Source organism: Nocardia sp. GP40 (assembly GCF_050434125.1).
Taxonomy (GTDB): Bacteria; Actinomycetota; Actinomycetes; order Mycobacteriales; family Mycobacteriaceae; genus Nocardia; species Nocardia albiluteola.
The window spans coordinates 678,638-691,943 of record NZ_JBNPVW010000001.1 but is presented as its reverse complement, the minus strand read 5'-3'; the positions used below and the strand labels follow the sequence as shown (position 1 = coordinate 691,943).

General features: G+C 69.1%; 10 protein-coding genes. 3 read left to right on the top strand and 7 right to left on the bottom strand.

Annotated features, from left to right (window positions below; all coding sequences use genetic code 11):
* Positions 1 to 50 precede the first annotated feature (50 nt).
* Entirely contained in the window at positions 51 to 2,522 is a 2,472-nt protein-coding gene (locus ABH933_RS02985; RefSeq protein ID WP_429414872.1) for a cation-translocating P-type ATPase, read from the bottom strand.
* 133 nt (positions 2,523 to 2,655) lie between these two features.
* On the opposite strand from ABH933_RS02985, the gene ABH933_RS02980 reads away from it, so the two are divergent.
* Complete coding sequence (locus ABH933_RS02980) at positions 2,656 to 3,270, top strand: Uma2 family endonuclease (protein WP_429414870.1); 615 nt, start codon at positions 2,656 to 2,658, stop codon at positions 3,268 to 3,270.
* A gap of 169 nt (positions 3,271 to 3,439) precedes the next feature.
* Here ABH933_RS02980 and ABH933_RS02975 read toward each other — a convergent pair whose 3' ends face one another.
* The 3 genes from ABH933_RS02975 to lspA all read right to left on the bottom strand — a co-directional run bounded on the left by ABH933_RS02975 (position 3,440) and on the right by lspA (position 5,754).
* Positions 3,440 to 4,120, bottom strand: coding sequence for a hypothetical protein (locus ABH933_RS02975; RefSeq protein WP_429414868.1), 681 nt, complete (start codon positions 4,118 to 4,120; stop codon positions 3,440 to 3,442).
* The gene (locus ABH933_RS02970; protein WP_429414865.1) at positions 4,092 to 5,018 is read right to left on the bottom strand and encodes an RluA family pseudouridine synthase; all 927 of its coding nucleotides are present in this window, start codon (positions 5,016 to 5,018) and stop codon (positions 4,092 to 4,094) included. Before ABH933_RS02970 ends, ABH933_RS02975 begins: the two co-directional genes overlap by 29 nt.
* A gap of 76 nt (positions 5,019 to 5,094) precedes the next feature.
* Positions 5,095 to 5,754, bottom strand: a complete 660-nt coding sequence (gene lspA, locus ABH933_RS02965) for a signal peptidase II (protein ID WP_429414862.1) — start codon at positions 5,752 to 5,754, stop codon at positions 5,095 to 5,097.
* A gap of 87 nt (positions 5,755 to 5,841) precedes the next feature.
* Between lspA and ABH933_RS02960 the strand changes: the two genes are divergently transcribed.
* Both ABH933_RS02960 and ABH933_RS02955 read left to right on the top strand, forming a co-directional pair.
* Positions 5,842 to 6,792: a hypothetical protein gene (locus tag ABH933_RS02960; protein WP_429414859.1), complete on the top strand. Its 951-nt coding sequence runs from the start codon at positions 5,842 to 5,844 to the stop codon at positions 6,790 to 6,792.
* On the top strand, positions 6,789 to 7,511 hold the full coding sequence (locus ABH933_RS02955) for a sensor domain-containing protein (protein WP_215919131.1): 723 nt from the start codon (positions 6,789 to 6,791) through the stop codon (positions 7,509 to 7,511). Before ABH933_RS02960 ends, ABH933_RS02955 begins: the two co-directional genes overlap by 4 nt.
* A gap of 81 nt (positions 7,512 to 7,592) precedes the next feature.
* Here ABH933_RS02955 and ABH933_RS02950 read toward each other — a convergent pair whose 3' ends face one another.
* From ABH933_RS02950 to ABH933_RS02940, 3 genes are all read right to left on the bottom strand, one after another.
* The gene (locus ABH933_RS02950) at positions 7,593 to 10,856 is read right to left on the bottom strand and encodes an arabinosyltransferase domain-containing protein (protein ID WP_429415747.1); all 3,264 of its coding nucleotides are present in this window, start codon (positions 10,854 to 10,856) and stop codon (positions 7,593 to 7,595) included.
* Positions 10,857 to 11,033: 177 nt separating this feature from the next.
* Positions 11,034 to 11,561, bottom strand: coding sequence for a hypothetical protein (locus tag ABH933_RS02945; protein ID WP_429414855.1), 528 nt, complete (start codon positions 11,559 to 11,561; stop codon positions 11,034 to 11,036).
* 106 nt (positions 11,562 to 11,667) lie between these two features.
* On the bottom strand, positions 11,668 to 13,263 hold the full coding sequence (locus ABH933_RS02940; RefSeq protein ID WP_429414852.1) for a DNA polymerase IV: 1,596 nt from the start codon (positions 13,261 to 13,263) through the stop codon (positions 11,668 to 11,670).
* Positions 13,264 to 13,306 lie beyond the last annotated feature (43 nt).

The following is a 13,306-nucleotide window of genomic DNA, read 5'->3' as shown; positions in this document are numbered from 1 at the left end:
ACCAGTTCCACACGTCCGTCCCGGTGCCGGGACGCGAAACCGCTTCGAATTCAGCCCTTTTCGGCGGACCGTCCGCGTTGCAGCGGATGCTGCGCCGACGCCGCTGAGTTCACCCGCCTCGCCCGCTCCGCAAGCTCCGCGCGCTTACCATCCCCGAGCAACCACCAGGCCAATTCGACCAGGACGATCCCGATCAGGCCGCACAGCACCGCCACCCCGGTCAGCTCGAGGTTCGACGGATCCAGCTGAAAGAAGTGCCGGGTGAACGGCACGCCGAACAGGATGACGTAGCCCACAACGGATCCGGCGATCAGCAGCAGCTTCCACCACACCCACGGCCGGGCCACGATCGCCAGCACCCAGACCGCCACGATCAGCAGCGTGATCAGGGCCGTCGTGCTCGCCTGCACCTTCTCCGCCTGGCTCTGATGGGCGCCGCGGTACGCGAACAGGTACGCCACGAACGTCATCGCACCGATCACCACCCCCGACGGCACCGCCAGGCGCAGCACCCGCGGCACGAAACCCCTACGCGCCCTTTCGTTGTTGGGCGCCAGCGACAGGATGAACGCCGGAATGCCGATGGTGAACCACGCCACGATCGTCACGTGCCGCGGCAGGAACGGATACGGGATCGGGTCGTAGTGGAAGATCTGCGAACCGATTCCGGCCACGCCGACCAGCACGGCCAGCAGCACCGAGTAGACGGTCTTGGTGAGGAACAGATTCGAGACCCGCTCGATGTTGCCGATCACCCGTCGCCCCTCGGCCACCACGTACGGCAGCGTGGAGAACCTGTTGTCCAGCAGCACGATCTGGGCCACCGCGCGGGTGGCCGGACTGCCCGCGCCCATCGCGACGCCGATATCGGCGTCCTTGAGCGCGAGCACGTCGTTGACGCCGTCGCCGGTCATCGCGACCGTGTGCCCCCGCGACTGCAGCGCGGACACCATGGCCCGCTTCTGATCCGGTCGCACCCGGCCGAAGGTGGTCTGCTGCTCCACGATCGGCGCCAAAGCGTCCTGGGCGGAGGGCAATTCGCGCGCGTCGACCGGATGATCTCCGCCGGTCAGGCCCAGCGACGTGGCAACCGCGCCGACCGAGACCGCGTTGTCGCCGGAGACCACCTTGATCGAAACCTGTTGGCCGGCGAAGTATTCCAGGGTCGCACGGGCGTCGGGCCGCACCTTCTGCTCCAGCACCACCAGCGCCACCGGAGTGACCTCGCCGGGCGCGCCGGGCGCGTCCACCGGCCGGTCGCTGCGGGCGAGCAGCAGCACGCGCAGTCCCTGCGCGCCGATTTCCTGTGCGGTGGAGGCGATCTCGGAATCCGGGTCCAGTAGTACGTCGGGCGCGCCGATGAGCCAGTCACCGTGCTCGCCGTAGGACATGCCGCTCCACTTTTTCGCCGAGGAGAACGGGGCGATGCCGGTGGACTCCCAGCCCGGCGCGTCGGGCAGCGCCTCCGCGATCGCGAGCATGCTGGCATTCGGCCGCGGGTCGTCGGCGGCGAGCATGGCCAGCACCTGCTCGGCCGGCGGCGTCGTGCGGGCGTCGCCCACCGGGCGAATCTCCGCGAGCCGCATGCCGTTCTCGGTGAGCGTGCCGGTCTTGTCGGCGCACACCACGTCGACCCGGGCCAGGCCCTCGATCGCGGGCAGCTCCTGCACCAGGCATTTGCGCCGCCCCAGCCGCACCACGCCGACCGCGAACGCGATCGTGGTCATCAGCACGAGGCCCTCGGGCACCATCGGCACCAGCGCGGCCACCATGCCGTTCAGGGCCTCCCGCCACGGCTGGTGGCTGGAGAACAGCTGGTTGTAGATCGTCACCAGGCCCGCCGGAATCAGCAGGCAGGTAATGACTTTCAGGATCGAGTTGATGCCGTTGCGCAGCTCGGAGTCGACCAGGGTGAACTTGCTGGCCTCGACGGACAGCTGGGCGGCGTAGGCATCGCGGCCGACCTTGGTGGCGCGATAGGCGCCCGAACCCGACACCACGAAACTGCCCGACATCACCTGCGCGCCCGCGGCCTTGTCGATCGCGTCGGCCTCACCGGTCAGCAGCGATTCGTCGACCTCGAGCAGTTCGCACTCGAGCACTTCGCCGTCGACGACGATCTGATCGCCCGGCCCCAGCTCGATCACATCGTCGAGCACCACCTCGCCGGGGGCCACCTCCCGCGCGGCGCCGTCGCGGCGCACGATCGGCCGCGCTTGCCCGACGATCGCCAGCTTGTCCAGGGTCTGCTTGGCGCGCAGCTCCTGCACGATGCCCACCACGCTGTTGGCCACGATCAGCAGCCCGAACATCCCGTCGATGATCGACCCGGTAGCCAACACCAGCAGGAACAGCACGCCCAGAATCGCATTGATCCTGGTGAAGACGTTGGCCCGGACGATATCGGCGACCGAGCGTCCGGTCCGGCCGGGAATCTCGTTGGTCCGCCCGTCCTGAACCCGCTCCTGGACCTCCACCCTGGTCAAACCGGTCGCGCGCAGTTCCCGCTGGGTAGTCGACATGCTCCCCAGCCTAGAGCGCACACCGTCCGCGACTACGGAAGCTGCACTGTTGCCGGATCCGCACCGCTGCACGTTGCGGGATCGCGATGCGATGATGTCTGATGGGCGCGCAAAGCGTGGGGAGGATCTGGTCATGACACTCGCAGCAACCAGCCGGAGGCAGACGATGACAGTCGAGACGGCACCGATCCCACCCGCGCGATCGATCACCGTGGAAGAGTTCGACGCTCTTCCCGTCGACACCAGCCATCGTTACGAGATCGAGAACGGACTCCTACTCGTGAACGCTCGCCCCGCGCCCCCGCACAGCCGTGCGATCTTTCGTTTGATGCTCCAACTCCACGCTCAAGTACCGGAGGGATTGGAGCCGTTCTCCGGACTGGAGGCAGAACTCGTCGGACGGTCACCGCGCCGAGTGCCCGACGTCGTCGTCGCGCCCGTCGAGGTCGACGAGCAGTCCCGGATTCGAGCCGATCAGATTGCCCTGGCCATCGAGATCGCGACCTCGGGCGAGTCGGCGGTGCGAGATTTCTCGGTCAAGGCCGGCGAGTACGCCGCCAACAGCATCGCGCACTACTGGGTCATCGACATCCTCGAAGCAGACTCGGCAGGCCTGACGATCTACACCCTGGACTCCGAGGGCAACTACCACATCACCCCGCGTACCACCGGAGTCGTCACCGTGGATTCGCCTTTCCCGGTCACCATCGATCTCGGTGCCCTCATCGCACGCCGCTCGACCCAGTAGGAGCACACGGTTCTTCCGGCATCTCGCCCGAGGGATCCACTGTCCGCGTTGGCAGGACAGTGCGGGCGCGGTGGCCTGCGGCATCGTCGGATCGGCCGTCTCGGGCAGCGTGGCACCGATGTCGGACCGTGGCCGTCCAGGCCCGCCGGGCCAGCGGGCGCCGACAGAGTCAGCGATCCGGTACCGGTCCGTCATCGGGGCCAGGTACCGCGAGGCCGGTCTGCTCCGGTAACAGCGGCACGATCGCGAACGTGTCGGCGGCGGCGTCGGGTGGCAACGCCTGCACTGCGCGAACACCGGCATGCGTAGTCAGTGTGCGCAATTGATCCAGCCGGCCGCGCACGACCAGGTTTACCGCGCAGGCACATCCTCCGTGCAGACGGGTGGCCATGACCGCGGCGATGCGGCGGGTACGGTCGTCGGAGGTCTCGGTGTTGTCCAGTGCGCCCGCTGCGGCTGTGGCCGAGGCTGTGGCGGCCGCATCCCCGGCGGGCACCGGCACGGTGATCGGCGGGGTGTAGACGCGATCGATCGGCACGTCGTAGATCACGTTCGAGATCCGCAGCCCCGGAACGGATTCAGGGATCCGGTCCGGGGTCACTCCGGCGCTGAAGGACACCAGAGCCCAGTGCTCGGCATTCTCCGTGCCCGACAAGGACTCTCGGGCTCGGGTCAGGTAATCGGCGACCGGCTCGCCCGAGTCCGGGCCGAGCCGGTCGGTCGAGATCACCGAGCGCACCGGCGGGTTGGCCCAGCCGAGGACCAGGATCAGGACGACGACAGCGACCGCGGCACCGGCGAATCCGGCGATGCGCAGGCGCTCACGCATGCCGCAGGACGTCCAGCGCATGCTCCAGATCTGCCGGGTACTCGCTGGTGATCTCGACCCAGCGCCCATCGGCGGGATGGGCGAAACCGAGCGAGCGGGCATGCAGCCATTGGCGTTCCAGCCCCAGCCGCTGCGCCAGGCGCGGGTCCGCGCCATAGGTGAGGTCGCCGCAGCAGGGGTGGCGGATCGCGGAGAAGTGCACCCGGATCTGGTGGGTGCGGCCGGTTTCCAGGTGGATGTCCAGCAGGCTGGCCGCCTGGAACGCCTCGACCGTGTCGTAGTGGGTGACGCTGGGCCGCCCGTCCGCGGTCACCGCGAACTTCCAGTCGTTGCCCCGGGCCCGGCCGATCGGTGCGTCGATGGTGCCGCTCGACGGGTCCGGATGTCCCTGCACCAGTGCGTGATAGCGCTTGTCGACGGTGCGCTGCTTGAACGCGCGCTTGAGCACCGTGTAGGCGTGCTCGGACTGCGCCACCACCATCACGCCCGAGGTGCCGACATCGAGGCGATGCACGATGCCCTGGCGCTCGTGCGCGCCGGAGGTGGATATCCGATAGCCCATCGCGGCCAGCCCGCCCACCACGGTCGGTCCGGACCAGCCGACCCCGGTGTGCGCGGCGACCCCGACGGGCTTGTCGACCGCGACGATGTCGTCGTCGGCGTACAGGATCTTCATGCCCTCCACGGGCGTCGCCTCGACGGTCAGCTCGCGCTTGGGCTCCGGGAACTCCACCTCGAGCCACGCCCCGCCGGCCAACCGGTCGGACTTTCCGGCCGGAGAGCCGTCGATCTGGACCAAGCCCTCCTCGGTGAGCGCCGCGACGGCCGTCCGCGACAGGCCCAGCAACCGCGACAACCCGGCATCCACCCGCATCCCGTCCAGGCCGTCGGGCACCGGCATCGCGCGTGTCTCTCTCACGACTGTGCCTCGCTGACGCTCGGCTCCGTCGTGAGCGAAGCCCGCTGTGCCCATGATTCGCTCCGCTGCGCTGCGCTCATTCGGCCTCCCCCTCTGTGTCGGAGTCGGAACGACCCGAGTGGGTGCGCCCCCCGTCCGGCTCGAATCCGAAAACGGTCAGTACCACGAGCAGGATCGCGCCGCACACGATGGCCGAATCGGCCATGTTGAACACCGGCCACCATTTCGTCACGGAGATGAAATCGACCACATGCCCCTGCAGCGGGCCCGGCGCGCGGAACAGCCGATCGGTCAGGTTGCCGATCGCGCCGCCGAGCACCAGGCCCAGCCCGACCGCCCAGCCCACCGAGCGCAGCGACCGCCCGATCCGGATCACCCCGACGACGACGGCCGCCGCGATGAGCGTCAGCAGCCAGGTCATCCCGGTGGCCATCGAGAACGCCGCGCCCGGATTGCGGATCAGGACCAGCCGCACCACATCGCCGATGATCGACACCGGCTCACCCGGCGTCATCTTCGCGACCACCAGGCATTTCGTGCCCAGATCCAGGGCGAACGCCACGGCCGCGACGACCAGCAGCACCGGCAGCGTGCGGCGCCGCAGCGATCCGGCCGCCGGTTCGGGCTCGGCATCCCGAGGCGATGCACCGGCCGCGGCGGCGGCCTCCTCCCGGGGCGGCTCGTCGTGGTCGTCGATGTGTTGCTCGCGCGGCCGGTCGATACTCACATCCGACATCATTCCTCATGGCTGTGACAGCCCCACCGCCCCGGTCGCGCGGTCGCGTCAAAGCAGATTTTCAGGTACCGGTCGTAACCTGTTCGCGTGACGGTGTTGTCTTCCCATCCCCGCACGAGGATCCGCGCGGCCCGCCCCGGTGTGGTGCTCATGGTTCTCGCGGTCGCCCTGTCGAGCATGGCTGTCGCATGCAGCGACATCACCGAGCCCCGCTCCGAAGCCGAAGTCGAACCATCCGCGCTGGACCAGGAGGTCACCATGCCCATCGCGGCGGTGGTGACCACGGTGCTGCAGCCCGGAGCGGAGCCGCGCGAGGCGCTGCGCCGCTCCTTCGCGGTGGGCAACACCCAGCAGGTCACCCTGCACACCGACCACCATATCGAGCAGCAGCTCAACAACCAGCCGGCGCACGATTTCTCCCCGCCCGCGATCACCATCCCGCTCACCGCGCGCACCGGCTCCGACGGCGTCGATCTGACCCTGGGCTCGGCCACCTCCTCCAATCCCGATCTGGCCCAGCAGCTGCAGTCCGCCGATGGTTCGCACGCGGGTTTCGCCATGAGCGACGTGGGTGCGATCACCGCGCTGCGGATGACCCCGACCCCGTCCACCTCCGAGGCTGCCCGCTCCGCGTTGGAGCAGGCCTTCTATCAGGCGGTCTATCAGTCGATCGCCTTCCCGGCCGACCCGGTCGGCGAGGGCGCGGTGTGGACCGTGCACCAGCGAGTGTCCGCCGACGTGCCGCTGAATCAGGTCACCACCGCGACCCTGACCAGGCGCGAGGGCAATCTGCTCACCATCGCGTTGGACGTCACGCAGACGCCGACATCGAAGGTCTGGGATCTGCCCAGCAACGCCGGCACGCTGGACATCGTCGACTACGTGATGCACGGTGCCGGCACCATCACCGTGGATCTCGTTCTGCCGCTACCGGTTTCGGGCTCGATCACCGTCGGCGGCAGCCAGTCCTATCGCGACCCCAAGAGCGCGGTACTGCTGTGCCAGAAGACCAGCACGCGGGTGCAGTGGGACCGGTGAGGCGCATCATCGGGCCCGGCCGCGCGGGCATCCTGCTGCTCGGCACGGCGCTGTTCGTTACGGCCTGCGGCTCGCACCACGGTAATTCGCTGCCGACGCTGGGCTCGGCGGCGACGCCCCCGCCCACCGTGACCGCCGCTCCCTTCGCCGATTCGGCCACGCTGCAGGCGAAGCTGCTCACCGCGGCCGATATGCCCTCCGGGTTCACCCGGATCGACGACGGTTCCGGCGGTAACGGCCAGACCCCGCCCGACCGCTCGCACACCGATCCCGCGGCGTGCGCGAAGGTGCTCGACGGGGTGACCAAACAGGTTCCCGGCGCGAGCGCCGCTGGCGCGGTGCACTATTCGTCACCGGATTTCGACAGCGTCGACATCGATGCGGCGAGTTACCCGAACAGCGCCGCGGCGCAGGCCTTCTCGACCGTCGAGGACCTGGTGCGCCGATGCACTTCCTACTCGGGCACCGACGCCGACGGCACTGCGGTCAGCTACCGGATCGGCGGGCTGAGCGAACCGAAGGCGGGCGACGCGTCGATCTCCTTCCAGGTCCAGACCTCCAGCCAGGGCCTGACGCTCTACTCCGCGGCGACGCTGGCCCTGGTCGGGAGCACGATCGTCCAAATCGCCCGCGCCGCACAGAAACCCGTCGACCCGGCCGCGCTGCGAGACCTCACCGATGCACAAATCCGGCGCCTGCAGGGGATCTCGGGGCCCTAGGCGAGCCTCGGGTCCGGGCAAGAAGCCCCGCGATGGAATCCGCGAACCGGAAACGGGTGCGGCGCACTGCGTCTGCCGGAGTTACCAGGCCGTATTGATGTGGCCCGGCGTCCACAGCCCGCCGTGGGTGTCCTGAGTGACCGCCGGGGTCGCCGGGACCGCGGACGGGTCGATCGGGGTCAGGCGCTGCAGCTCGCCCCAGTCCTCACGCCAGCCGTCCTTCAGGTAGGTGGCCAGCGTGCTCGAGCGCTGCAGCTCCTGGCTCCAGCCCAGCGGGCCGCCGCCGTCGTGGCTCTCCCACAGGTTGGTGTCGTGCGCGCCGCCCCGGTCGGGCAGGATCCGCCAGCCCGGGATCCGGGCGATGCCGTCCTTGTGGTCGTACGGCCGCTGGCACGGGAACTGCAGGCCCACCGCCCAATCCAGCAGCACCGGCTGATGCGATCCGATCAGGTCGTTCAGGGTCACCGTGTGCGGCACCCGCGGCGGGGTCAGCGCGATCCACTGGCCCGGATCGAGGCTGTGGGCACTGGCCACGATGCGAACGACATTCGCCTGGGCGGGAATCTGATCCAGCGGCACGCGCAGATTCCGCCACGAGGGTGCGGGCCCGATATCGATCGGTGTCACCCGGCCCAGCGCCTGCGCACCCGTGGCGGAATCGGTTGTGCCGTACTCGACCTCGACCGACTGGCCCGGGGTGACGATGCCGTCCTTGTCCGCCGAGCGGATGCGCCCGGCGGCGGCGATCGCGATGATGCCGCCGCGGTCGCCCGCCGCGGGCAGGCGGTACCAGCCGGTCGTCAGATCCGATTGGCCCTGCTGACCGGAGGTGCCGAGTTCGGGTGTGGTGATCGAGTTCAGGCCGAAGGGCAGTGGGGCCCCGTCGGTCTCGGTCCCGGTGTCACCGCCGGACTTGGTGTTGAAGGCTTTCGTGCTCGCGATACTGCTGGCACTGGTCGGCTCGCCGTCGGGGGTGAGGTCACCGATGCCGTTGGGCACGAACCCCGTCGCACCGTTGGAGAAATTGCGGAACGGATTGCCCGAGAGCGGGGTCAGCAGCGAGGCGTTCGGATCCGGCTCCACCAGTACATCGTTGGCCAGGCCGCACGGCTTACCCAGCACCGCATCGACATTCGAGGCGGCCAGCGAGAACCCCGGATACTGGGCCACCACGCCCTTGGCGAACGAGGCGACCTCGAACAGCACCAGGATCGCCGCCGCCACCGTCAGCGGCGGGATCTTCGCCAGCTTCCAGGCGCGTGGCGAAATCCGATGCGGCACACCCTTTTCCGGCGCCCGCACGTGCCACCACGCCGCCAGTGCCAGGAATACCGCCGCGGCCGCGACGAACACCTTCTCGAGTAGGAAGCCGTGCACCGAGGGCGGCTTGTCGTTCCACGGAATCCCGAGGCTCGATACCCACCACCACTGATTCACGCTGGTGAAGACCTGCGCCAGGATGAGCGAAACCACCGCCGCGAACAGTGCCCGATTGCGGGGCGACCGCAGGACGCGAGGCCCGACCGCGACCGCGGTGAGCGCGGCGACCGACCCGGCGAGTCCGGCGTAGACGCCGTTGTGGTGGGTGAACTTGGTCGGCGAGAGCGCCAGCAGCAGCATCGCGCCGAAGGTCAGCCCCAGCAGCCGCTTCGTCGGCCCGGGCGTGGTGAACGGAATCCGACCGCCCTTGCGCAGCAGCACGAACGCGCAGACCAGCAGGCCCAGCCACATCACGACCATGCCGAACCGGCGGCCGATGGAACCGTCGGCGGTCGGCATGAAAAGCCATTGATAGCTCAGATATTCGTCGTACCAGGGCGAGGCCGGACCGGCGATCTGGTGCACGCGATTGGTTTCGAACATGCCCGATAGCGGAATCACGGAGAACGCCACGGCCAGGATCAGCGAACCGGCCCCGGCCAGCGGCGCCAGCAGCGCCCCGTAGGCGCGCACCCAGCCCCACGCCGAGACCTCCGCCCCGGAATCGGCCCCCGCCAGTTCGCGGGCCCGCGTGATGCCGAACCGCGACACCGGCCGCATCCCGGCCACCAGCGGCGCGAAACAGATCAGGCCCGACGGGTTCGCCGTACAGGCGAACGCGGCGACGATGATCGCCAGCGCGTAGGGCAGCAGCCGCCGCATCGCGATCGACCGCTCCACGAAGCACCAGGTCAGCAGCACGCTCACGGCCACGACCGGCTCGGGGCGCAGCCCGTTGTTGTAGGGGAGCCAGATGGCCAGGAAGCCCAGCGCACCGGTCCAGACCACGACACGGTTATGGCGGACGGCCGCGCCGAATCGCGGAATCACCTCGCGGCTGATCAGCAGCCAGGACAGGATCCCGGCCAGCAGCGTGGGCAGGCGCATCCACGGGCTCGCGGTGCTCAGTTCGGACATCCGCGCCAGCAGGTCGAACCATGGTGTGCCGACCGGTGTTTCGGGCACGCCCCAGTAGCGGAAGTAGTTGGCCATGTAGCCCGACACCAGCGACACTCGCGCCATGCCGAACTGGTAGCCGTCATCGGAGGTGGTGGATCCGATGAAATACCAGACCACCAGCGTGCCGAAGACGACCGCGTCCACCGCCTTGAAGGTCCACCAGCGCTGCGGCAGCAGCCGCCGGAACCGGCGGCCGTCACGAATATCCAAGCGATACAGGGCAATCAGCGCGATGAGCGTGCACGCGATCGCCAGCACGGTGGCCGCGCGCTTGGCGACCGTCGGCACGATCGAGAACCGGCTGTCGACCTGCGCCGACGCGGTGGTACCGGCCGGGTGTGGCAGCTCGCTGAAGATGCCGACCAGCTGCGGACGCCAATCGCCGGTCAGGGTCACCGGATTCACCGGGGATCCGGCGAGTGTCGCTGTGGCGGAGGATATGTCGGCGTGCACGGTGTACGTGCAGTTCCGGAGCTGGGTCAACGGCACGTTCAGCAGCGACTGATTGCGCATCACCGTCTCGAACGTGGCCGGTTTGCCCTCGCGAGCGGGGTTCACCCGCGCGACGAAGCCGTACCGGTCCAGGTCCGGCGCACCGTCCGGCATGCTGGACAGCACCACCCCGCCGCGCGAACCCAGTTGCGCCACAGCCGAACACGGAATGCTCGCGTCAAAAGTCAAGGGGGCGTAGCTCACCAGCGGCGCGGTGATGCCGCGTGCGGAATTCTGCTGCGGCCACGAGAGTGTGGTGTGGTCGACGTGCACCGGAAGCAGCGGCACGGCGACGGCGAACAGCGCGCCCAGCAAGCCCGCGATGAACGCCACGATTGTGGACCGGTTCCGGCGGCCGGGGCCGGTTTTCTCGGGGTGCTCGCCAGCCGCGGGCGCCTCGTCGGCCCTCACCATCGTGTCCGTCACGGAGGCAGATGTTAGCGCGACCGCCTCGTAACCGGCGAAATCGCTTGACGATTCTCAGGTGGGCCTTAAGAAGCCCAGGGCCTCGTCTCCCCCAACCGCAGGACGGGCCGTGAACGCGGTTCGTACCACGATTCACGGCCCGTCCGGACGCGTAGGACCGTCTGCCTAGGTGCAGGCGGGCGAGGACTGGTTCAGGTTCTTCAGGCCGCTGCACGCCCAGTCCAGCGAGAGCTTCCAGGCGCCGTCCTGCGCGACGAACGGCACCACGGCGACGTTGTTCTGGCCGCCGTTGATGGAGAAGTTGGCCGTCGCGGTGAGATTGCCGCCGCCGGTGTTGGTCACGCCGGTCACGGTGATCTTGGCGTTGTTCTGCTGGTAGGCGGTGATCAGCTTGTTGATCATCTGCGGATCCTTCTGCAGCGCGGTCGAACCGTTCTGCAGGTACTGAACCTTCTGCGCGGCGGGCACATTCGGGTTCAGGGTCTCGGCCAGCTCCTTGTTCAGCTGTTCCACGGTCGGCGTCGGCGGGTAGTTCCCGGTGGTGGTGGTCGCCTCGGCCGCCGCACTCGTCGTCGTCATCGTCGCGTGATTGGAGCTCGAGTGCTTGTCACCGCTACCGCAGGCAGACAATCCCAACGCGGCCACCACGGCCAGCGTGGCGACGGCGATCCGTCCCGTCCTCTGAAGCTTCAATTCTCGTCCTTTACGTTCGAGTTGGTCTGTTACGTATGTGTGCACCGTGACAACTACCATCCGACCGGCGGCGCTGCACGAGTGGCCTCACGCTACCCGGGAACTTTCAACGAAGACTAAGGAGCGGATCGGCCGGGCCCAGATCCACATCGTCGGCAGAGAAGGTATACGCCGGTCCCGGCCCTGTCGAGCGGGTCTCGAATCGGACGGTGACACGGCCGTGTCCGCTGCCCTGCACCCAGCCGTGTCCGTGCTCGCGGTGGGCGACATCGCGGCCGGGATAGAAATATTCGGTGGTGTACGAGCGCGTGGGGGGCGGAACCGCATGTGCCGCTGCGGAAACGGCCTCGGGATCAGCGGAATCTCCCGGGCCGGCAAGAGTATCGGCCGGGCCCGCGGCGGACGCCGCGACGACGGTCGGCTCGGGGGCGACGAACTCCTCCAGGTCCGCCGCGACGCGCGGCGCGGTGTCCTGATCCAACTCCGGAAACAGCGACTCCTGCCGCACCTCCGACAGGCCGCCGTAACCGACACCGACCAACCGGATCGGCCCGAGCTGGGCCGGGTCGATCGCCGAGCGCAGCGCCGCGGCGGTGAGGGTGGCCGGATCCTCCGTCGCGTACGGCAGTGTGAAGGAGCGGGTCACGATGCTCATATCGGCCTTCTTGAGTTTCAGCACCACCGTGCGGGCGGCCCGGCCGTCGCGCTCCAAGCGGCGGTGCGCGGACGCGGCCATCTCCTCGATCGCGGACCGCAGCTGGCCCAGGCCCACGATGTCGGTCTCGTAGGTGGTCTCGGCGCTGATCTGCTTCGCCTCGGCCCGCTCGGCGACCGGCCGATCGTCCAGGCCGCGGGCGAGCCGGTGCAGCGCCGCGCCGATGCTGCCGCCCAGCAGCGAGACCGCCTCCGATTCGGGCAGGGCCGCGAACGCCCCGACGGTCTCGATGCCGACCGACCGCAGCCGCCCCTGGGCCACCGGCCCGACACCCCACAGCTTGCGCACGGGCAGGGCGGCCAGCAGGTCGCGCTGCTCCCCCGGCGAAATCACCCGCACCCCATCGGGTTTGGCCAGGCCCGAGGCGATCTTGGCCAGCTGCTTACCCGCACCGGCGCCGACCGAGGCGACCAGGCCCGTGCGCTCGCGCACCAGCGCGCGCAGCGATTCGCAGAATGCCAGCACCTCGGCCACGCTGGCCCCCGCCAGCTCGGCGGGCTCGCCGAACGCCTCGTCGAACGAGAGCGTCTCGAGCACCGGAATCCGCGAGCGCATCGCCTCGAAAACCTGCCCGCTGACCTCCCCGTACACCACCCCGCGCGGCGGCACCACCACCGCGGTGACCCCGACCAGCCGCCGCGCCTGATGCATGGGCATCGCCGAGCGCGCCCCGAAGACCCGCGCCTCGTAGCTCGCCCCGGCCACCACCCCGCGCCCACCCATGCCGCCCACCAGCACCGGACGACCGCGCAACGTGGGCCTTGTCAGCTGCTCGACCGAGGCGAAGAAGGCATCCATGTCGATGTGCAGCACCCAGCGCCGCGCGCGCTGCTCCCGCTCGGCCGGCGCATCCGACCCGGAATTGCTGTGGGATTCCTGCGCCACCGACCGGGCCACGTCGCCCGCCCGGTGCGCCTCGGCGACCCCGGAGGACTGCGGCTGACCAGGCAAAAGCCGTGTCGTAGCCGGGCCGGGATCGATATTCATATCCGGAAATCTACGCGCGGCTACCGACATATTCGGCCGCGGC